Raw genomic sequence first — 20,063 nt, 5'->3', positions numbered from 1 at the left:
CCGGGGGCGCGGGGCGCGGCACATCCGCCGTACCCCTTCCGCTCAGCGGACGCGTGCCACCGCCGCGTAGATGCCGCTGTCCTCCGGAGCGGGCGCTCCCGACTTGGCCCACTTCGTCGCCGTCACCAGCCCGGGGGAGACGAGGTCGAGGCCGTCGAAGAAGCGTTCCACCTCGGCACGGGTACGGAAACCGAGCTGGATACCGCCCTTCGCGTACTCGGCGGTGACCTGCGCGGAGAGCTCGGGGAACACGTCGGAGGAGGCGTGCGACAGCACCAGGTAACTGCCCGAGGGCAGGGTGTCGACGAGGTTGCGGACGATGGAGTGGGCGTCCTGCTCGTCGGGGATGAAGTGCATGAGCGCGATCAGCGACAGCGCGATCGGACGGCTGAAGTCCAGTACGTGGCGGGCGTGTTGGACGATGTCCTGCGGCCGCCGCACATCGGCCTGGATGTAGTCGGTGACGCCCTCGGGGCGGCTGACCAGGAGCGCCTCGGCGTGACGCAGCACGATCGGGTCGTTGTCGGTGTAGACGACCTTCGCCGACGGCGTGATGTCCTGGACGATCTGGTGCAGGTTCGGCTGGGTGGGGATGCCGGTGCCTATGTCCAGGAACTGGTCGACGCCCTGCTCGGCGAGCCAGGCGGACGCCCGCTGCATGAACTCGCGGTTCTGCCGGGCCGCGTCCCTCGCCTCGGGCGGCAGTTTCTCTCCCACCGCCTCGTCGACCGGGTAGTTGTCCTTGCCGCCCAACAGCCAGTCGTAGACCCGCGCGGGATGCGCCTTACTGGTGTCGAGCGGCGGAAACGACTGTCGGTCGATCGTCATGCTAGCTCCCATCGCACCACGGAAACGCGGGCAGACCAAGTGTTCGATCATCCTACTCGGAGCGGTCATGTGGTCGGCACGGTAAGGGAGTTGAGCGGATCCGCAGGCCGGATGCCGGGACTGTTCCCACGCCGGGACCGCGCCGTCATCGCCGCCGCCTCGATCGCGATGCTGCTGGTGGAGCTGGACTTGGTTCGCGCTGAACCTGATGCTGCCCGTGATCGCCCGGGACTTCGGGACACCGGCCACGAACCTTCAGCGGGGGGTGCTACGGGTGGTCGCCGTGCTCGCCGGTGCCGGTGCCGGTGCCGGTGCCGGAGTGCTGGTACCGCTCGTCCGCTCCGGCGCGGGGACGTCCACGGGACAGCCCGCGACGGCGCCCCAAGAGGTCGACGCGGCCCGGCGAACGCGCTCCGGGAACCCCGGTCGGCACGAGGGACTTGCCCAGGGCCGACGGCGCGGTGCGGTTCCTCTCCCGGCATCCGGGCCGCGCCGGCGCCGGAGTCGGCGCACAGGCGTGAGCCGACCTGAAGCGGGTACCGGTGACCGGTGGTCCGGGCACCGGTAGCCGTCACGCGTTCCGCCCGATCCGCGGGGGCGCGAGCCTCCCGAGTCGGGTTTTGAACCGCGCTTTACACATGTACTGCAACCGCGGGCCGGTGCCCGCAGTCCAAGTGAACAGTGAGGCAGGCACGATTGTGAGCCGGGGTAAAAGTGAAGCGACGTAGCGGGATATCGACGGCACTCGTCATGGTTGCGGTGCTGGCGGGGGCCAGTGCCTGTGGCGGGGGTACGCCGAAGGCGAGTTCAGACGACGGAAAGGCAGGGTCGAAGAAGCCGACGGCCGGTGCGAAGCCGTCTCCATCGAAGCCCGCCGGGCCACCGATGCTGCTGGAGACGATCACGCCGCAGACCGGTGCCACGGTCGGCGTCGCGATGCCGATCTCGGTGATCTTCACCAACCCGGTGGCCCAGAAGGCCCGCGCCGGCGTGGAGAAGCACATGAAGGTCACCAGCTCCCAGCCGATGACGGGCGCGTGGCACTGGTTCGGGGACCGGCGTGCCGACTGGCGGCCCAAGTCGTACTGGGCGAGCGGCACGAAGGTGAAGGTCACCGCAGACCTGAAGGGTGTCGCCAACGGCAACGGCCGCTACGGCACGCGTTCCTACGTCCATGACTTCACCGTCGGCGACGACGTCCGCGCGGATGTGTCCGTCACCGGCCACACCATGAAGGTCACCAAGAACGGCGCGCCCGTACGGACCCTGTCGATCAACGCGGGCAGTGCCGAATACCCCACGTGGAACGGCGTGATGGCGGTGATCGACAAGCAGGAGAAGGTCCACATGACCTCGTGCAGCGTCGGCATCAGCTGCAACAAGGGCGACGCGAACTACTACGACCTGACCCTTCCCTGGGACGTCCACCTGACCCAGTCCGGGACCTACGTCCACTACTCGACCGGCGACCCGAACCCGGGCAGTGGCAGCGCCCGGGGCTCGCACGGCTGTGTCCACCTCTCCATCACCGACGCCAAGTGGTTCTACGGCCAGGTCAAGCAGGGTGACCCGGTGTCCGTCACCGGCTCCCCGCGCGCGAAGGCCTCGGCCGACAACGGCTACGCCTCGTTCAACCTGAGCTGGGACCAGTGGCTGGCGGGCAGCGCGAGCGGGGAGACCGCCGCGGGGTGACCTGCGGTGGCGCGCCGGGGGCCGGGGTGATCAGAAGAGCATGGCCAGATCGCCCGGCCGCACCCGGGCCGTGACGGGGAGGGCGGCCTCGACCTCCCCGTCGGCGCCGTAGGGCACGGGCCGGTCGGCCTCGATGCGGATCTCGCGGCCCCGCAGGATCACCACTTCCGGCCGCGCGGTGTGCGCGCCGGTCTTGAGCTCGTTCATGAGGGTGAAGAACAGCCGGCGCGGGGCCTCGCGGATCATGACGACGTCCAGCAGGCCGTCGTCCGTCAGGGCCGCCGGGGCGATGATGCGCCCGGAGCCGTAATAGGCGGAGTTGGCGGCCACGACGGTGTAGCCGCGGTGGAGGTGTTCCTCCCCGTCGACGGTGACGCGGTACGACACCGGACGCCAGCCGGTGACCGCGCGCAGGCCGCCGGCGTAGTACGAGGCGGCCCCGCGCAGCACGCGTGCGTGGTTGGCGTGCTGATTGGCGAGCGCGTCGACACCCGCGTACACGCTCCCGAGAACCACGGTGCGCGCGTGCACCGCGGATTCCACCTCGATGGTGTCGACGCGCCGGGGCTCGTGGTGCAGCAGGACGCGCGTCAGGTCCGCGGCCGCGGCGGGCAGCCGGAGCGCGCGGGCGAAGTCGTTGCCGCGGCCGGCCGGTATCAGCCCGAGGATGGTGTCGGTCCCGCTCAGGGCGCCGCCGATCCCGCCCGCGATCCCGTCGCCGCCCACGGCGAGGACGACCCGGCCCCGCTCCCCGGCGCTGAGCGCGAGCTCCTGCGCGTGGGCCAGGCTGCGGCTGTACTCGGTCTCCAGACCGGCTCCGGCCTCCCTGAGCAGGCGGGCCACCGGGAGCAGCGCGGCCGCCCCGGTGGAGCCGCCCGCGGTGGGATTGACGACGGCGGTGAACTGTCGCATCGGTGTGCCTCCGGGCAGTGACGGGTGGGACGGAGCGGGCAGGGACGGAACCTGTGTACGGCGACGGTGTCGGGGCCGGAGCCGGTGGTGCGGCTGTGCGCGGCGGGGTCCGGGCCGCCGGAGCCCGATGACGTGGCAGCGGCCCCGGGCCGCCACCACGTCATCGGGGGCGGTGTCAGTCGAGGGGCAGCAGGATCCCGGGATTGAGGAGGCCGTCGGGGTCCAGCCGCCGCTTGACGGCCCGCAGGGCCTCGATGCCCAGCGGCCCCGCTTCCCGGAGGTACCAGTCACGGTGGTCCGTTCCCACCCCGTGGTGGTGGCTGATGGTTCCGCCCGCGCTCAGCACGGCCTCGTTGGCGGCCTCCTTGGCCGGCACCCAGTGGGCCACGGCGTCCTCGCCCTGCGCGGAGACCACCGTGAAGTAGAGCGAGGCACCGTTCTCGTAGACGTGCGAGATGTGGCACATGACCAGGGGCGGGGTTCCCGCGGCGGAGAGCGTCCCGGTCAGGGCGGCGCGCACGGCGGCGTAGAGCTCGGGAACGCGGGACCAGAAGGTCGCCGTCTCCAGGGTCTCGGCGAAGGCCCCGGCGTCGAGCAGCGCGTCGCGCAGGTAGGGCGCCGAGTAGCGGCCGTGCGCCCAGCGGTCGCCGGGTTCGGCGCCCAGGTAGGTGCCTCCGGCCGCGCGCAGGACCGCCGCGGCTTCCTCGCGGCGGCGCGCGGTCTCCTCCTCGGTCCCCTCGTACCCGGCGATGGCCGTGCAGCCGGCGGCCGCGGGGGCCTCGGCCGAGCCGATGGCGTCGGGCTGGGCGAGTCCGACGAAGGTCTCGGTCTCGTCGGACAGCCGCAGCACCGTGGGGCGCGGCCCGTCCTGGGCGAGCCGGCGCAGCGCGGTGGCTCCCTCCTCGAACGAGGCGAACCGCCACCCCTCGTACACACGCGTCCGCGGCAGCGGCCTGATCCGTACGGTGACGGAGGTGATGACCCCGAAGGCGCCCTCGGAGCCGAGGATCAGTTGCCGCAGGTCGGGGCCTGCCGCCGACCGGGGGGCGCGGCCCGTGTCCAGGGTGCCTTCAGGGGTCGCGAGGGTGAGTCCGAGGACCATCTCGTCGAAGCGGCCGTATCCGGCGGAGGCCTGGCCGCTGGAACGGGCGGCGGCGAACCCGCCGATGGTCGCCCACTCGTAGGACTGGGGGAAGTGCCCGAGGGTGAAGCCGTATTCGGCCAGGAGCGCCTCGGCGTCGGGAGCGCGCAGGCCCGGCTGGAGCGTCGCCGTCCGGGAGACCGGGTCGATGCCGACCAGGGCGTTCATACGGCGCAGGTCGAGGGCGACGAAGGCGCTCCGCTCCGGGGCGAGGCCGCCGACGACGGAGGTGCCGCCGCCGAACGGGACGACGGCGAGGCCGTGTTCGGAGCAGACGCGCAGCACGGCGAGGACCTCGTCGTGGGTGGAGGGCAGGACGACGGCCCCGGGGGCGTCCCCCGCGTCACCCGCGCGGAGCCTCAGCAGATCGGGCGTCGACTTCCCGCGGGTGTGCCTGATCCGGGTCTCCGCGTCGGCGCGCACATGCTCCGCGCCGCCGACGGCGTCCGCCAGCGCGTCCAGGGCCGGGTCAGGCAGGGGATCGGGAACGGGGATCTCGTCGAGAGCGTGTGCGGCGGTGTCCCGCGGCTTGACGCCGAGCAGATCCCGCAGCAGGCCGGTCACCGAGTCGGGCAGCGGTGCCGCCTTGGCCGGGTCGCCCCAGCCACTCCACAGCATGTCCATGAACTAGTCCTCATCGGTCGGTCGCGACGTGCCGTCTCCCGCACAGCAGCACGGGGCGTTACACTGTGACACATGACGCCTATTCGTCACAAGCACTCGGACGGCGACCCCGTCCTCGACGCCGTACGCGACTGCGTCCTGGCGGTCGGAGTCCGGCGTACCACCCTGACCGACGTGGCCCGCCGCGCCGGTGTCTCGCGCATGACGCTCTACCGGCGCTGGCCCGATGTGCGGTCGCTGGTCGGCGACCTGATGACCCGTGAGTGGATCGACGTGGCGACCCGCGCCATGCCCGAGCCGCACCCGGACAAGGACACGCGGACCCAGATCGTGGACGGTCTGGTGGCCGGAGTGGAGGGCTTCCGCGCCCACCCGCTCTTCCGCAAGATCATCGACGTCGACCCCGAACTCCTGCTCCCGTACGTACTGGACCGGCGCGGAGCCAGCCAGGAAGCCCTCCTGGAACTCCTCGCCGACGCCCTGGAGCAGGGGCACGCCGACGGCTCGGTGCGGTTCGCGCCCACGAGAAGACAGGCCCGTGCCGTACTGCTCGTGGTCCAGTCCTTCACCCTGTCGCTGCGGACCATGACCGACGAGGACGACCCCGAACTGACCAGCACGGCCTTTCTCGACGAGCTGCGCACCCTTCTGGAGAGGACCCTCACGCCATGAGTCCCACAAGCAGTCCGTCCGGCCCGGCGGCCCCGGCGCCCGGATCCTCGCTCTCCGCCGCCCGCCGCCGCCGTGAACTGGCCGAGGCGGTGGGCGGCGGCACGGTGGACGTCCTGGTGATCGGACTCGGCGCCACCGGTGCCGGGGTCGCCCTGGACGCGGCCGCGCGCGGTCTCGACGTCGTCGCCGTCGACGCCCACGACCTCGCCTTCGGCACCTCGCGCTGGAGTTCCAAGCTCATCCACGGCGGACTGCGCTACCTGGCCTCCGGACAGCTCGACGTCGCCCACGAGAGCGCGGTCGAACGCGGCGTCCTCATGGAACGCACCGCCCCCCACCTGGTCCGCGCCCAGCCCTTCGTACTGCCCCTGACACCGCTCGTGTCACGCGGCCAGGCCTCCCTGGCCTGGGCCGGGTTCCGGGCCGGGGACACCCTGCGACTGGCGGCCCGCACCTCCCGTGCCACCCTGCCCGCTCCGCGCCGCCTCTCCGCGGTGGAGGCCCGGCACCTGGCGCCGTCGGTGCGCCCGGCGGGCCTGCGCGGCGGCCTGCTGTCCTGGGACGGCAAAGTGACCGACGACGCCCGGCTCGTGACGGCGCTCGCCCGCACCGCGGCCGCCCACGGCGCGAAGATCCTCACCCGGGTCCGGGCTCTGGAGACGGGCGGGACCGTCACCCGGGTCCGCGACGAACTGACCGGCGAGCAGGGCGAGATCAGGGCCCGCTCGGTCATCAACGCGTCCGGCGTCTGGGCCGGCGACCTGGTCGAGGGCATCCGTATCCGCCCCTCGCGCGGAACGCATCTGGTGCTGCGCGCCGACCTGTTCGGACCGCTGCCCGCCGGGCTGCACATCCCGATCCCGGGCGAGACCAACAGGTTCGTCCTCGTCCTGCCGCAGGACGACGGCCGCGTGTACGTGGGCCTGACCGACGAACCCGTCGACGGGGACCTCCCGGACGTGCCCCAGGTTCCGGAGTCGGACATCGGCTTCCTGCTCGACGTCGTCGGCTCCGCCCTGGACACCCCGGTGAGACGCCATGACGTCGTCGGCGCCTTCGCGGGGCTGCGCCCCTTGCTCGACACCGCGCCGGGCCGCTCGGGAGAGGCCGCCCGCACCTCCGACATCTCCCGCCGGCACGCCGTCCTCACCTCCGACGACGGGGTGACCACCGTGGTCGGCGGAAAACTCACCACCTACCGGCGCATGGCCCAGGACGCCGTCGACGCGGCGGTCGAGGCCCGGGGTCTGCGTGCCGGTCCCTCGGCGACCGCCTCCCTGCCGCTGGTCGGCGCCGCGGCCCCGCGCCGGCTCGGCTCCCTGGCCGCCCCCGGCCACCTGATCCGCCGCTACGGCGCCGAAGCCCCCGCCGTCCACGCCCTCGCCGCCGGCGGTCCCCGGCTGGGCGAGCCCGTGGTGCCAGGACACCCCGTCACGCGGGCCGCGCTGCTGTGGGCCGTGCTGCACGAGGGCGCCCTCGACGAGTCCGACCTCCTGGACCGGCGCACCCGCATCGGCCTGGTACCCGAGGACCGGTCGGCGGCTCTGACCGCGGCGCGTGAAGCGCTCGACGCGGCTGCGGAGCACTCGGTCTGACGTCTCGTCACAACAACTCGCGCGGACGGCGGAGCCGGCATGCGGCCCGCCGTTTCGCGTGCCCGCCCATCCGTATGCCCGCCTCTCCGTGCGCCCGCGTGGGCTGCGCATGGCCGCGTGTTCCTCCGCGATGCGGCCCGACACCTACGTGCCGGGCCGGTCTCCGCGTGTCTCAACTCTGGCCCAACTCCCTCTATTTCAGGGCCTGTTGCAACGCGGACCTCATGGGCTACCGTCGGTAACACCTGTCGGTCGGCCCATCGGTGACGCCTTTGCGCCTCGGCACCCCGCGCACGTATCTCCCGTACCTCCGGCACCTCTTGACGAAAGGCAGCCATGGAGAACTCCAGAGGCAACTCCGCATCACGTCACGGGAACGACGCGGAGGCGGGAGGGGGCATCACACGCCGCCGCGCCCTCACCGTCACCGGAGGGATGATCGCCGGAGCCGCGCTCGCGGCCCAGGCCTTCCCCGCGTTCGGTGCCGAGTCGCAGGACGCGGACGCGATCGTGGTCGGACACGGGCTGGCGGGGCTGGTCGCGACCGCGGAACTCGCCGCGGCCGGACGGAAGGTGCTCCTCCTCGACCAGGAGCCGGAGGCCAGTCTGGGCGGTCAGGCCTTCTGGTCCTTCGGCGGACTGTTCTTCGTCGACTCCGACGAGCAGCGGCTGATGGGTGTCAAGGACTCCCGTGACCTCGCCTGGCAGGACTGGCTCGGCAGCGCGGGCTTCGACCGCGGCGTCGGTGACCCGTCCGGCCAGGACCACTGGGCGTACAAGTGGGCCGAGGCCTATGTGGACTTCGCAGCGGGGGAGAAGCGTTCGTGGCTCTCCGGCCTGGGCGTGCAGTGGTTCCCGGTCGTCGGCTGGGCCGAGCGGGGCGGCGGGCTCGCGGACGGACACGGCAACTCGGTACCGCGCTTCCATGTCACCTGGGGCACCGGTCCCGCGGTGGTCGAGCCGTTCGAGAAGAAGGTCCGCGCCGCGGTGGCGGCCGGCAAGGTCACCTTCAAGTTCCGGCACCGGGTCGACGGGATCGTGACGACCGGCGGGGTCGTCACGGGCGTCCGCGGCGCGGTTCTGGAACCGAGCGGCGTGGCACGCGGGAAGCCCAGTTCCCGTACCGTCGTGGGTGACTTCGAGCTGCGCGCCCCGGTCGTCGTCGTCACCTCCGGGGGCATCGGCGCCAACCACGATCTCGTACGGCAGAACTGGCCGGACCGCCTCGGCACCCCGCCCAAGTTCATGGTCACCGGTGTGCCCGCGCACGTGGACGGCCGCATGCTGGCGATCACCGAGCAGGCCGGCGGCAGGATCGTGAACCCGGACCGCATGTGGCACTACACCGAGGGGCTGCGCAACTACGACCCGATCTGGCCCGGTCACGGCATCCGGATCCTGCCCGGTCCGTCGTCGATGTGGTTCGACGCGCGGGGCCGTCGCTTCGGCAGCCCGGACATCCCCGGTTACGACACCCTCCACACCCTCAAGTCGATCACGGGCTCCGGCTACGACTACTCCTGGTTCGTCACCACACAGAAGATCCTCGCCAAGGAGTTCGCGCTCTCCGGGTCGGAGCAGAATCCGGACCTCACCAACAAGGACGTGTGGAAACTCCTCTCCCGGATCTGGCAGAGTCCGGAGCCGATCGAGAAGTTCAAGAAGAACGGCGCCGACTTCGTGGTCGCCACCACGCTCGCCGACCTCGTCACCGGCATGAACAAGCTCACCGGCGACAACCTCGTCGACCGTGCCGACCTCCAGCGCCAGATCGAGGCCCGTGACCGCGAGATGGACAACCCGTACACCAAGGACGTCCAGGTGATGGGCATCCGGAACGCGCTCGCCTACGTCGGGGACTCCCTCAGCCGCACGGCGCCCGCCCACAAGATCCTGGACCCCGACGCCGGTCCGCTCATCGCCGTACGGCTCAACGTCCTCACGCGCAAGACCCTCGGCGGCCTCCAGACCGACCTCTCGGGCCGTGTCCTGAACGCTTCCGGCAGCCCGGTGCCCGGTCTGTACGCGGCCGGTGAGGTCGCCGGTTTCGGTGGCGGCGGAGTTCACGGCTACCGCTCCCTGGAAGGCACCTTCCTGGGCGGCTGCCTCTTCTCCGGCCGCCAGGCGGGACGCGCGGCGGCGGCCGCCACCGCGACCTGACGACCGACGACGCCGGGGAGGGGCGGGCCGACCCCTCCCCGGCGCCATGATCACTCGCCTGCCTGCCGGAGTAGCCCGGGACGGGTCGAGGGTGTCGCGGTCACGCAGTCGGTGTGGCGCGTTCCAGCCTGCGGATGAGCTGCCGGACGACGATGATCGACAGCGCTGCGGCGCAGATGTACAGACCGTCGCCGAGCATGATCTGCCGCAGCGCATGACGTGCCTGGCCCGCGCTGACCGCCTTCTTCAGATCGTCGTAGGCGTCGTTGTAGGCATTCGCCGCGACGAGGACGGACAGCCACCATGCCGTGAGCAGGGGATGTCCTCGACGGCGCTGCGGTTCCGGCCGGCCGGCGGCCCACAGGTCGTTGACGAACATCTTGGGTATGAAGAGCTGCGCCACCGGGATCACCCAGCCGAAGACCAGCCACGCTCTGCGCCGACGCTGTCCCCGGCGCCAGAGCACGTCCGCGACGTCGCGCATGGTGGCGAGCCAGATGCTGAACTGGAGCAGGGCCATGAGAAGCAGAGCGGTACGCCAGCCCATCAGGTTTCTGAAGTACGTGTCGGCCTCGACGAACGGGTTGTCGACGTAGGGTCCTCGCGTCAGGGGTCCGGCCAGCAACTGGTACTTGTGCCACGCCACCAGCCCGGCCGCGAGGGTCACCAGCGCGAACGCGGCGATCGCGCCGCAGGCGAACCGGGCCTGTCCGCGCGGCACCCTGACCGATCCGGTCACTTCACACTCCCTGGAAGCCGCCCATTCGGACTTTCCGCAGGTCGGCAGCGGATCTTAACCCCCAGGGAGCCTGATGCCACAGCCTGGCCCGCGAGCCCGGCAGTCCCGGGACCACCACTGCCCGGGCCCTCGACACCCTCGGCCCCACCCACCCCCTGACGCTGTCCGCCCCGGTTGCCCTCGCCGCCGACCACCGCGCACTGCGGAAGCGCCGGCAGGCCCGGAAGGTCGAGGAGGAAGCCGTCCTCATGTCCGGGAATCCGAACCGGCGCGCCGGTAAATACACTTCACACCGTTCAGCCGCCGGTGAAGTAGGACGGCGTGCGGACTCGCATGGAGCCGGCGAGGTTTCGGAGAACGGTGTCGCTCACTGGAGGGGTGCGGGCTTGGATGACCGCGACAGCGTCGCCGACCCGGGTGAAGTACTTGACGTACTCGTACTTCGACCACCGCCACACTCCAGGAGCCACCGGGGTGCAGGCGGGTGACGGCACCGGGTAGACGCTGGTGAGCGCGGCGCAGTGGGACGGCGGGGTGAAACCCGGCTGTACGGGGCCGACGGTCACCTGGATCTCCTGACGGAGCTCGTCCATGGTGTCCGCGCCGCTCAGACTGTCGGGTGAGATCCGGTAGAAGAAGGTGGCCTCGACTTCGGCTGCCGACCCGTTGGTGCCGACACCGTTCAGGTGGTAGCCCGCGGGCATTCGCGGCCCGAGCAGGGGGACACGGGCACCGGCCAGTTCACCGTCCTGCCTGCTCCGGACGTGTTGCGCGGTGGCGAGCGAGTCGAGTGGCATCAGCAGGACCAGGGCGAGGGCCACGGCTGCCCGCGGCCACAGCGGCCTGCGGGACTGGGTGATCCAGGCCGCGAGGGCGAACGCAGCCACGTATAGGACAGGTTGGACGTACCGCGTGCCACCGGGGAGCCACTGGAGGGCTTCGACGTTCCGGACCAGGTACCAGCCGATGCCGGTGCCGATCAGGGCGGTGAGCCAGGCCGGCCGGATTCCGAGGAGGCGCAGGGCCGGCCAGGTGAGGAGGAAGTTCAGGAAGGGCAAGAGGTGGGACCACACGATGAGGAAACCGAGGCAGCCGTAGTCCGGCGCGTTCCGGCAGGCGTTGGAGTCCAGCAGCAGCCATGTCGCGAGCGCGGAGACGGCCACCGAGGCGAGCCCGACCCCGGCAGCCCGTGCGGCACGGTTCACATGCCTCGACCGCTTCACGGCCGTCGGTTCGACCAGGGCAGTGCCCATTCTTTCCTCCCGCGATCAACCGTCCCAAGCGGCACGGGGCCGTGGCAATGAGATATGACAAGGTCGCCGTCCGTTACGAAGCGACCGCGCTGGTCGCAGTCATCAACGAGTGACTGCGACCAGCATGTGCCCGATATGTCCTAGTCGTCGATGTCAAGGACCGTGCCGTACAGTCGGTCCACCTTCAGCCGGATGACCACCCGGCGATCGGCGACCAACTCCTCCAGGTACGTATCCTCGTCCTCGGGCCTCGCGGCCTTCGGGATCATCCCGAGCAGTTCCAGTCCGACCGCGTCCCCAGGAACGGTCGTGCTCTCGGAGACCGCGGTCTCGCCTTCGGCGACGGCGAACGACCACACGTCGCCGCCCGACACGTGCAGCGCCGCGCGTGGATTGCGCCGCAGGTGCCGGACTTTGACCCTATCCGCCGTGGTCGAGAACCGCACAGTGCGGGCTTCGGGGTCCCAGCTGTACATCATGGTTGTCAGGTGGGGGTGGCCACTGCGTTTGACGGTGGCGAGCGTGCCGAACTGCTGCCGGCCGAGCAAGTCGGAGAGGGCTTCGTCGGACAGGGGGCGAGGCCCTGGTCGTTGAGTCATGAAATGACCAACGTTCCTGACCGTCCAGCAATTTCGTGGACTCCACGAGCCCGGCACTCCCTGCTGGTCGCCGCCCTCGCCTGAATCCGCGGGCCGAGACGGGAACGCGCAGGTGGCTGTATTCCTCCAGCTCTGCGGACGGTGGCGGGCCATCAAAGGTACGCAGCTCGTTCGCAAGTAGGGTCAGGGTATGACTGACGCAACCCCCGCTCGGCAGGCGCCGATTGACATCAGGGCACTCGCGGAAGATCCCTACGCCGTCTATGCGCAGTTTCGCCGAGCGGGGCCCGTGCACCGGATCACTGGAACGGACGGGCTGCCTGCCTGGCTGGTGACCGGCTATGACGACGTACGCGAGGCGCTCGCCGATCCGCGGCTCTCCCTCGACAAGCGTAACGCGACGCCCGGTGGCTACCGAGGCATGGCCTTACCGCCGGCACTGGACGCCAACCTGCTCAACATGGACCCCCCGGACCACACCCGCATCAGGCGTCTGGTGACCCGGGCCTTCACCCCGCGCCGAATCGAGCAGCTTCGCGAGCCGATCCGGCGCACCGCCGACCAGCTCCTTGACCGTATCGCCGCGGATGAACACGCGGACCTGATCGGCTCGTACGCCGCGCCGCTGCCGATCACCGTGATCTGCGACCTGCTCGGTGTAGCCCCGGCCGACCGGCTCGACTTCCGGTCATGGACCGACGCTCTCATGGCTCCCGATCCGGAGCGCCCGTCCCTCGCCAAAGAAGCGGTCGGCAGCATGCTGTCGTTCCTCACCCACCTCATCGCAGGCAAGCGGACCGCCCCGGCAGATGATCTGCTCTCCGCGCTGATTGCCGTACGCGACGAGGAAGACCGGCTGAACGAGGACGAGTTGATGTCCTTGGCCTTCCTCATCCTGGTCGCCGGGTACGAGAACACCGTGCATCTCATCGGGAACGCGATCCTGACTCTGCTTCGCCACCCGGAGCAGTCGGCCGAGTTGAGGGCCGATCCCGCGCGATTGAGCGCTGTGGTAGGGGAGTTGGCTCGTTACGACGGCCCGATGCCCCTGGCCATCCGCCGGTTTCCGACCGAGGACATCTCCATCGGCGGGGTGCCTGTCCCGGCGGGCGACACTGTTCTGCTGTCCCTCGCGGCCGCCCACCGGGACCCACTCCGCTTCACCGACCCCGACCGCTTCGACATCGACCGGGACGCCACCGGACACCTCGCCCTCGGCCACGGCATCCACTACTGCCTCGGCGCTCCTCTGGCCCGCATGGAAACCGAGATCGCTCTGTCCGCGCTCCTCGGCCGCTTTCCGGACATGGCACTGGACGTGTCTCCGGCCGAACTGCAATGGCGTCCCTCGATGCGGTCCCGCGGTCTGCTTGCCCTTCCGGTCCGTACCGGTACCGCCAAGGAGCCCGCTGCGGATCGATGACGGGTCGAGACCCCAGGGGAGCATGAAGATGCACCTCGCGGCCGCGGGAGCCCTGGTCACTCCATGACAGGTCGCGGCACTTCATAGCCGGCCGGCGCGAGCGTCATCACCACATGCTCCAACCGTCCAGGCTCCACTGCCAAACGGACGTCACCGTCAGCAGACGTGCATTCCAGCACCAGCAGGCGATAGTGCAGCCGGTTCCTCTCCCGCCCCTCGGGCCTTCGGATCCGTGCGATCCGCGCGTCCACCGGCAGCACGGCCTCACCGGCGCGCGAACGACGTGACTCCCACGACCAGCCCCCTGGTTCGATCACGAACAAGCCCCGTTCCCAACGATCGGCTCCAGTAGGGCAGATGACACAGGAAACGGTGACGCGTCGACCATCGATGAATCGGGCTGTAAGCCTGTCCTGCCGTCTGTTGACATACGAGGCGACCGCTACGGCACCGAGAAGAGCACACATGAAGAACGGCAGGACATTTGGCATGCGCGCATTCAACCAGCGGGTATTGGCGACGGTCCAGCGAACGGAAGCTCCGCACTCGAGCGGTGACACCCGCCGTAGGCCGCGTCAAGGACCAGGCCGGCGATCTCGACGAGAACGGCGGTCACGGGTTCGCTGCGCAGCCGCTTCATGTGATGCGGGGGGCTGTTGGGCCTCAGGGGGACAAGGAGGGCGATGCCGTGCCGGCCGGTGACGGCGTATGCCCGACGTTCCGGTGGTCAGAAGTTGCCGTTCAACCGGAGTACACGGCGTTTCAAGATCGTCTGGCCAGAGTTCCCCCTCGTGCCTACCTCACCTTCGCGTGCCGGCGTCGCCTCTGTGTGCGCCGTGTCCCTGACACTCTCAGGACTCCTCGTCACCGGATTGCTGGCCGCTCAGCCCGCGGCCGCCGCCGACCCGGTCGGCTATCAGAACGTTCGGATCAACGAAGTCACCTCGTCGAACAACGACACGGTGGAGCTGTACAACTCCGGCTCGACCGCGGTGAGCATCAGCGGCTGGAAGATGTCCGACGACAGTTTCTCGCAGCAGTCGTTCAGCCCGTCCGCCGGTTCTGTCCCGGCCGGTGGCTTCGTCACCTTCAACTCGCCCAAGGGACTGGGTGATTCGGACAAGCTGGTGATCTACACGTCCGGCGGCACAGTGGTCGACCGCGTCGAGTGGGCGACCGACAAGGCGAAGCCGGCGATGGCGCGTTGTGGCGGCGACGGCACCGGGGCGTGGGCGACCGCGACCTCGGCGGCCACGTTCGGCGCCGCGAACGCCTCGGGCTGCCCGTCGTCGATCCCGGCGGCGAGCCGGGTACGGATCAACGAGGTCACGTCCGACGGCTCCGACACCGTGGAGCTGTACAACGGCGGAACGAGCGCGGTCAGCGTCGGCTCGTGGAAGTACGTCGACAACGACACCTCCCACTCCGCGGCGACGATCTCGTCCTCCTCGCCGAGCGCGAGCAGCATCCCCGCGGGCGGCTACGTCACGTTCAACTCCACCATCGGCCTGGGCGACAACGACTCGGTCGTCCTCGTCGACAGCAGCGGCAACACCATCGACTCGGTGACCTGGACGACCGGCGCCGCCAAGCCGTCCAGCGAGCGCTGCGCCAATGGCACGGGCTGGTTCCAGACCGCCACGACCGCGACGCTCGGCAGCGCGAACTCCTGCTCGGGCAGCACCGGTGGTGGCACCGGCGGCGGCGGTTCGCAGACCGGCCAACTGCTGGGCGGCGGCGGCTCGCTCACCAGCGGCTGCGCGCCCGAGGCGCCGTCCGGTACGGGTTCCACCCCGACGGGCACGACGGCATGGCCGGGCGGGCTGGACGTCACGATCGTGGACAACGTCTGCGCGTTCACCACGTCCACCGGACCTGAGGGCCGGGATGTGAGCGGTCTGGCGTTCGACTCGGCGAACCCGTCGGTGCTGTGGGCCGTCAAGAACAAGAACTGGCTGTACAAGCTGGTGAAGAGCGACGGCAAGTGGATCCCGGACACGACCTGGAGCGCGACCGGCAAGCAGATCCGCTTCACGAGCGGCTCCGGCGAGCCGGACTCCGAGGGTCTGACCGTCGGCAGCGACGGCCACCTCTACGTGACCTCCGAGCGCGACAACACCAACAACACGGTGCCCAAGGACACGATCCTGGAGTTCGACCCGGCCGCGAGCGGATCGACGCTGACGCCGGTCCATCAGTGGGACATGACCTCGCAGTTCCCGCAGCTCAACACCGGTGACAAGGACGACGCCAACCTCGGCTTCGAGGGCGTCGGATACGTGCCGGACAGCTGGCTGACCGCGAACGGCTGGGTCAACCCGCTCACCGGTGCCGCCTACAACCCGGCGAACTACCCGCTGCACGGGTCGGGCCTGTTCTTCGCCGGCCTGGAGTGGGACGGCTCGCTGCACGTCTACGGTCTGAACTCCGACGGCACGTTCACCACGTTCGGCACGATCGCCACGGGCAAGGCCTCCGTGATGGACGTGACGTACGACGCCGGTACCCAGCGCCTCGTCGCGACCTGCGACAACACCTGCGGTGAGACCCACACCTTCATGAAGGTCAACGCCTCCGGCGCGATCGTGCCGGACGTGACCTACACGAACCCGGCCGTCATGCCGGCCGACAACCTGGAGGGCTTCGCGATCGCGCCGGCCTCGACCTGCGTCAACGGGTTCCGCGAGGCGGTCTGGAGCGACGACGGCGTCTACGGCTTCGGTTCCGGAACCTCCTCGTACGGACACGCCCTCTACAGCGGTACCTTCCCCTGCTGATCGTGCCGAACACGGGAGGCGGCTCATTCACGGGGCCGCCTCCCTCACTCATGCCCGGTTCCCGTTGGAGCGGTCACCGTGGGCTGCCCCAGTAGCTTGTGGGGATGACCGACTCCGTGCCCCGTGGTGCGTCAAGGCAGGCCCGCGTGCATGTTTAGGTAAGAGTCCTTACTAGAATGGTCGTATGACCGCGCCGAAACCGTCCCTGGAGCTGCTGCGTGCCCTGACGGACGAGAACGTGCTGCGCGTCCTGATGGCCCACGCCCGGCTCACGCGGGCGGAGATCGCCACCAGGACCGGCATCTCCAAGCCGACCATCTCCGAGTGTGTCCAGCGGCTCGAACAGGCGCGACTCGTCGTCGACACCGGCGAGCGCACCACCGGTCGCGGCCGGGTCGGCTCGTACTACGCGCTGGCCCCGCACCTCGGTACCGCCCTGGTGGCGAGCATCACCCCGCACGGTGTCGCCGCCGAGGCGGTGGACGCCCTCGGGCGCACCCACGGGCAGGTCCGCACCGCGCTGCAAGCCGACGCGGGACAGGAAGCGGTCGCCGAGGCGCTCGGCGCGGCCGCCGTACAGCTCGGCGGCCAGACCGGCGGACCGCTGCGTCTGGCGGTCGTGAGTGCCGCCGACCCCGTCGACCGGGCGACCGGCCGACTGGTGCACCTGCCGGACGCTCCGTTCCTGGTGGGCGCACTCGATCCGCCCGCCGTCCTGGCCGGCACGGTGACAGGCCCGGTTCTGGTGGACAACGACGTCAACTGGGCCGCGCGCGCGGAGTACGAGTACGGCTGCGTGCAGGGCGTCGACGACTTCGTCTACCTCCACCTCGGAGAAGGCCTCGGCTGCGCAGTGGTCGGCGACGGCGTCGTGCGCCGCGGACATCGCGGGCTCGTCGGGGAGATCGCACACCTGTACACGGCGGGGCCGGACGGACAGGCGATGCCCTTCACGGAGGTGTTCGCCGCGCTCGACCTGCGCCGGGCCTCCTCCACCGCCGTCGACGTGCCGAAACTGCTGGAAATCCTGGAAGCCCCCGACGCCGGCGCCGACCGGGTACGCGTCGCACTGGCACACGCCATCGGCGGTGTCCTGTCCGCGGCCCTCTCCTTCGCCGACCCCCAGACGGTCGTCGTGGGCGGACCCTGGGGCTCCCGCCCCCGCCTGATCGCCGCACTCGAGGAACACCTGACCCGCTCGCCACGCTCCGTCCCGGTCACCGCGGCGGTACTGACCCTGCCCGAGCTGGCCGGAGCACGCTCCCGTGCCGTCGAGGAACTCGGTTCCCTGATCGTCCGCGCCGCCCACCCCGCCACGCAGTGGTGACTGCCCTCAGCCCCTTTCCGCACCGACCCACCGGAACATGATGACCACGCGACCTGCCCCTGCCCCTGTCCCTGCTGCTACTCCTACTTCCTTCTCCCCCCGTCCCGACATCCGGCTCGTCGTCACCGACATGGACGGCACCCTGCTGGACGCCGACGGGCAGGTCCCGCAGGGGCTGTGGCCCCTGCTCGCCGATCTGCGGCGCCGGGGCATCGTCTTCAGCCCGGCCAGCGGACGTCAGTACGCCACGCTGGCGCACCTGTTCGCCGGCGCCGACGACGGCATGGTCTACATAGCGGAGAACGGCGCGTTCGTCGTCCGTGACGGCGTGGAGGTTTCGTCGGACCCACTGGACCCCGCTGTCGCCGCCCGCCTGGTCAAGTCCGTCCGGCAGCTCACGGACGAGGGTGTGGACGTGGGCGTCGTCGTCTGCGGCAAGCGCGCGGCCTACATCGAACGCGGTGACCAGGCCTTCCTCGATGAAGTGGGCCGGTACTACAACGCGCACCGCCTGGTCGGCGATGCCACTGCGGTGGACGACGAGATCGTCAAGGTGGCCGTCTTCGACTTCGGGCCGATCGAGCGCACCACGGCGCCCGCCCTGGCGTCCTTCGCCGACACCCACCAGGTCGTCGTCTCCAGCGAGCACTGGATCGACGTCATGAACCACAGCGCCGACAAGGGAGTCGCCGTGCGCCGGCTTCAGGAGCACCTGAACATCGGTCCGGCCCAGACGATGGTGTTCGGGGACTATCTGAACGATCTCGGCATGCTCGACGCCGCTGACTGGTCGTACGCCATGGCCAACGCCCACCCCGCCGTCATCAGCCGCGCCCGCCACCTGGCTCCCGCACACAGCGACGACGGCGTCGTCCGCACCATCAGGAGCGTTCTGGACCTCTGATACCGGGCGAGGCGGCTGGAGGTTCATGTGTCAGGGAATCAGGCGAACCATCGATCGCGATTCTTCCGATTGCCTGCGCGCAGATCGCACCCTCGGTCATCGGCGCCGTCTCCCGGATCTCGTCGCGTGGGGACGCGTACGTGGCCGGGACGCTGGACGAGTGCTGACGGCGCCCGGCATCACCCCTGGTCGACGGCCACCCTGAGTCCACGGATCACATAGCCCCCTATCTCGTCCTGGAACGTGACACGGGGCGGTGTGAGCATGCGGATGCCCTCGAGGGCGAAGAGGTGCCCGAGGAAGACGTTGGTCTCCATCATCGCGATGTCGGCACCGGGGCAGCGGTGCGGTCCGTCTCCGAAGGACAGGGCGGCCGCGTACCGCCCGGTCGTTGCCGGCCGGCCGGGGCAGACCGCAGTGGGGGCGGCGCCCACAGCCTCCGGGTCGGTGTTGGCCTCGTCCACGTAGATGTCGACGAGCGCGCCGGCGGGTACGGTGACCGGGCCGTCGGCGCCTGGGACGTCGAAGGCGCCGGTGGTTCGCCGGCTCAGGCGGGCGACCGCGGGTTCCAGGCGCAGGAGCTCATGGATCACGGCAAGGCGTTCCGTCTCGTTCCCGGTCAAGTAGCGCTCGCGCAGAGCGGCGTCGGTGAACAGATGCCATGCGGCGACGCAGATGAACTCGCGGGTCGTGACCATTCCGGCAGCGGCGTAGGTGAGGCATTCGCCGAGGATCTCGGGGTTCGAGCAGCCCTCCGCGATCAGGTGCGAGATCAGGTTGTCGGCGGGCCGTTCACGGTGGGCGCGGACGGCCGGGCGGACGTCGGCGAGGTAGATCCGCAGCCAGTTGGTGTTCTGGCGCACCAGCCAGTAGATCCCGTGCGGGCTGGTCAGCCCGGGCCTGCCGAACTCCTCGGGGAAGAAGCGCTCCAGCCGGCGCTGGATGCCGGGTCTGCTGCGGGTCAGGCCGATCACCCCGCACGCCACGTCGATCGCGACGCCGAAGGTGAGGTCCTCCAGCCGTGCCTCGCCCTCGGTCCGCAGGGTGTTCAGGTGTTTGTGCGTGACGCGTTCGGTGAGTTCCCGGTAGTGCTCGTCCACGCGGCGGGGTGTGAAGTAGCGGGCGGTCTGACGGCGGTGTTCCCGGTGTTCGGGTCCGTCGCGGTACAGCACGGGCCGCCGGATCCGGGCGGGCAGCTTCTCGACGGTCTCGATGCCCAGACCCGCCTGTACGGTGTCGGTGCTGCGCAGCACGGCGCGTGCCGTCGGGTAGCCGCGCACCTGCCATGTGCCGTCGTCCCGGCGTTCGATCGGGCAGCCTGGTCCGGTGTGATTCCGGCGAATCTTCCGTGCGTCGTCGTCGGCTCGGTCCATCGAATGCTGCCTCCGTCGTCGTGTCGGTACCCCTCCCGGGAGGA

The 20,063-nt window shown here is 70.4% G+C and carries 16 protein-coding genes; 8 read left to right on the top strand and 8 right to left on the bottom strand.

Features of this window, described 5'->3' with window-relative positions; genetic code table 11:
- Window positions 1-42: 42 nt before the first annotated feature.
- Complete coding sequence (locus tag OG485_RS03400; RefSeq protein ID WP_326789946.1) at window positions 43-828, bottom strand: SAM-dependent methyltransferase; 786 nt, start codon at window positions 826-828, stop codon at window positions 43-45.
- 750 nt (window positions 829-1,578) lie between these two features.
- Between OG485_RS03400 and OG485_RS03395 the strand changes: the two genes are divergently transcribed.
- The gene (locus OG485_RS03395; RefSeq protein WP_328674228.1) at window positions 1,579-2,520 is read left to right on the top strand and encodes a L,D-transpeptidase; all 942 of its coding nucleotides are present in this window, start codon (window positions 1,579-1,581) and stop codon (window positions 2,518-2,520) included.
- Window positions 2,521-2,550: 30 nt separating this feature from the next.
- Here OG485_RS03395 and OG485_RS03390 read toward each other — a convergent pair whose 3' ends face one another.
- Window positions 2,551-3,432, bottom strand: a complete 882-nt coding sequence (locus OG485_RS03390) for a diacylglycerol kinase family protein (protein ID WP_328664327.1) — start codon at window positions 3,430-3,432, stop codon at window positions 2,551-2,553.
- A gap of 175 nt (window positions 3,433-3,607) precedes the next feature.
- Window positions 3,608-5,197, bottom strand: coding sequence for an FAD-binding oxidoreductase (locus tag OG485_RS03385; protein ID WP_328664325.1), 1,590 nt, complete (start codon window positions 5,195-5,197; stop codon window positions 3,608-3,610).
- A gap of 72 nt (window positions 5,198-5,269) precedes the next feature.
- Here OG485_RS03385 and OG485_RS03380 point away from each other — a divergent pair, with 72 nt between their 5' ends.
- The 3 genes from OG485_RS03380 (at window position 5,270) to OG485_RS03370 (ending at window position 9,624) form a co-directional block, all read left to right on the top strand.
- On the top strand, window positions 5,270-5,869 hold the full coding sequence (locus OG485_RS03380; protein ID WP_328664323.1) for a TetR/AcrR family transcriptional regulator: 600 nt from the start codon (window positions 5,270-5,272) through the stop codon (window positions 5,867-5,869).
- Window positions 5,866-7,464, top strand: coding sequence for a glycerol-3-phosphate dehydrogenase/oxidase (locus OG485_RS03375; RefSeq protein ID WP_328664321.1), 1,599 nt, complete (start codon window positions 5,866-5,868; stop codon window positions 7,462-7,464). The genes OG485_RS03380 and OG485_RS03375 overlap by 4 nt, the downstream gene beginning before the upstream one ends.
- A 336-nt stretch (window positions 7,465-7,800) precedes the next feature.
- The gene (locus OG485_RS03370) at window positions 7,801-9,624 is read left to right on the top strand and encodes an FAD-binding dehydrogenase (protein ID WP_328664319.1); all 1,824 of its coding nucleotides are present in this window, start codon (window positions 7,801-7,803) and stop codon (window positions 9,622-9,624) included.
- A 100-nt stretch (window positions 9,625-9,724) separates the two neighbouring features.
- Here the strand turns inward: OG485_RS03370 and OG485_RS03365 are convergent, their stop codons facing one another.
- From OG485_RS03365 to OG485_RS03355, 3 genes are all read right to left on the bottom strand, one after another.
- On the bottom strand, window positions 9,725-10,363 hold the full coding sequence (locus OG485_RS03365) for a DUF4328 domain-containing protein (RefSeq protein WP_328664316.1): 639 nt from the start codon (window positions 10,361-10,363) through the stop codon (window positions 9,725-9,727).
- A 296-nt stretch (window positions 10,364-10,659) separates the two neighbouring features.
- Window positions 10,660-11,616 carry a hypothetical protein gene (locus tag OG485_RS03360; protein ID WP_328664315.1) on the bottom strand — a complete coding sequence of 319 codons (957 nt, stop codon included), beginning with the start codon at window positions 11,614-11,616 and terminating at the stop codon, window positions 10,660-10,662.
- 140 nt (window positions 11,617-11,756) lie between these two features.
- The gene (locus OG485_RS03355) at window positions 11,757-12,215 is read right to left on the bottom strand and encodes a PPOX class F420-dependent oxidoreductase (protein ID WP_328664313.1); all 459 of its coding nucleotides are present in this window, start codon (window positions 12,213-12,215) and stop codon (window positions 11,757-11,759) included.
- A 190-nt stretch (window positions 12,216-12,405) separates the two neighbouring features.
- Between OG485_RS03355 and OG485_RS03350 the strand changes: the two genes are divergently transcribed.
- Window positions 12,406-13,638, top strand: a complete 1,233-nt coding sequence (locus OG485_RS03350) for a cytochrome P450 family protein (protein WP_328664311.1) — start codon at window positions 12,406-12,408, stop codon at window positions 13,636-13,638.
- A gap of 56 nt (window positions 13,639-13,694) precedes the next feature.
- Here the strand turns inward: OG485_RS03350 and OG485_RS03345 are convergent, their stop codons facing one another.
- Window positions 13,695-14,129, bottom strand: coding sequence for a hypothetical protein (locus OG485_RS03345; RefSeq protein WP_328664309.1), 435 nt, complete (start codon window positions 14,127-14,129; stop codon window positions 13,695-13,697).
- A 345-nt stretch (window positions 14,130-14,474) separates the two neighbouring features.
- Between OG485_RS03345 and OG485_RS03340 the strand changes: the two genes are divergently transcribed.
- The 3 genes from OG485_RS03340 (at window position 14,475) to OG485_RS03330 (ending at window position 18,646) form a co-directional block, all read left to right on the top strand.
- Window positions 14,475-16,415 (top strand): lamin tail domain-containing protein, encoded by a 1,941-nt coding sequence (locus OG485_RS03340; protein ID WP_328664306.1) that lies wholly within the window; start codon window positions 14,475-14,477, stop codon window positions 16,413-16,415.
- Window positions 16,416-16,599: 184 nt separating this feature from the next.
- Complete coding sequence (locus OG485_RS03335) at window positions 16,600-17,742, top strand: ROK family transcriptional regulator (RefSeq protein ID WP_328664304.1); 1,143 nt, start codon at window positions 16,600-16,602, stop codon at window positions 17,740-17,742.
- Between the two features lie 40 nt (window positions 17,743-17,782).
- The gene (locus OG485_RS03330; RefSeq protein ID WP_328664302.1) at window positions 17,783-18,646 is read left to right on the top strand and encodes a Cof-type HAD-IIB family hydrolase; all 864 of its coding nucleotides are present in this window, start codon (window positions 17,783-17,785) and stop codon (window positions 18,644-18,646) included.
- A 179-nt stretch (window positions 18,647-18,825) separates the two neighbouring features.
- Here OG485_RS03330 and OG485_RS03325 read toward each other — a convergent pair whose 3' ends face one another.
- Window positions 18,826-20,019, bottom strand: coding sequence for a cytochrome P450 (locus OG485_RS03325; protein WP_328664300.1), 1,194 nt, complete (start codon window positions 20,017-20,019; stop codon window positions 18,826-18,828).
- Between the last annotated feature and the right edge of the window lie 44 nt (window positions 20,020-20,063).

The sequence above is a fragment of the Streptomyces sp. NBC_00328 genome (assembly GCF_036139655.1).
GTDB lineage: Bacteria > Actinomycetota > Actinomycetes > Streptomycetales > Streptomycetaceae > Streptomyces.
This window is presented reverse-complemented; position numbering and strand designations above follow the sequence as displayed.

Coding starts and splice junctions, on each gene's coding strand:
- OG485_RS03400 (WP_326789946.1), bottom strand. CDS start 828: ATGACGATCGACCGACAGTCGTTTCCGCCGCTCGACACCAGTAAGGCG.
- OG485_RS03395 (WP_328674228.1), top strand. CDS start 1,579: ATGGTTGCGGTGCTGGCGGGGGCCAGTGCCTGTGGCGGGGGTACGCCG.
- OG485_RS03390 (WP_328664327.1), bottom strand. CDS start 3,432: ATGCGACAGTTCACCGCCGTCGTCAATCCCACCGCGGGCGGCTCCACC.
- OG485_RS03385 (WP_328664325.1), bottom strand. CDS start 5,197: ATGGACATGCTGTGGAGTGGCTGGGGCGACCCGGCCAAGGCGGCACCG.
- OG485_RS03380 (WP_328664323.1), top strand. CDS start 5,270: ATGACGCCTATTCGTCACAAGCACTCGGACGGCGACCCCGTCCTCGAC.
- OG485_RS03375 (WP_328664321.1), top strand. CDS start 5,866: ATGAGTCCCACAAGCAGTCCGTCCGGCCCGGCGGCCCCGGCGCCCGGA.
- OG485_RS03370 (WP_328664319.1), top strand. CDS start 7,801: ATGGAGAACTCCAGAGGCAACTCCGCATCACGTCACGGGAACGACGCG.
- OG485_RS03360 (WP_328664315.1), bottom strand. CDS start 11,616: ATGGGCACTGCCCTGGTCGAACCGACGGCCGTGAAGCGGTCGAGGCAT.
- OG485_RS03355 (WP_328664313.1), bottom strand. CDS start 12,215: ATGACTCAACGACCAGGGCCTCGCCCCCTGTCCGACGAAGCCCTCTCC.
- OG485_RS03350 (WP_328664311.1), top strand. CDS start 12,406: ATGACTGACGCAACCCCCGCTCGGCAGGCGCCGATTGACATCAGGGCA.
- OG485_RS03345 (WP_328664309.1), bottom strand. CDS start 14,129: ATGCCAAATGTCCTGCCGTTCTTCATGTGTGCTCTTCTCGGTGCCGTA.
- OG485_RS03335 (WP_328664304.1), top strand. CDS start 16,600: ATGACCGCGCCGAAACCGTCCCTGGAGCTGCTGCGTGCCCTGACGGAC.
- OG485_RS03330 (WP_328664302.1), top strand. CDS start 17,783: ATGACCACGCGACCTGCCCCTGCCCCTGTCCCTGCTGCTACTCCTACT.
- OG485_RS03325 (WP_328664300.1), bottom strand. CDS start 20,019: ATGGACCGAGCCGACGACGACGCACGGAAGATTCGCCGGAATCACACC.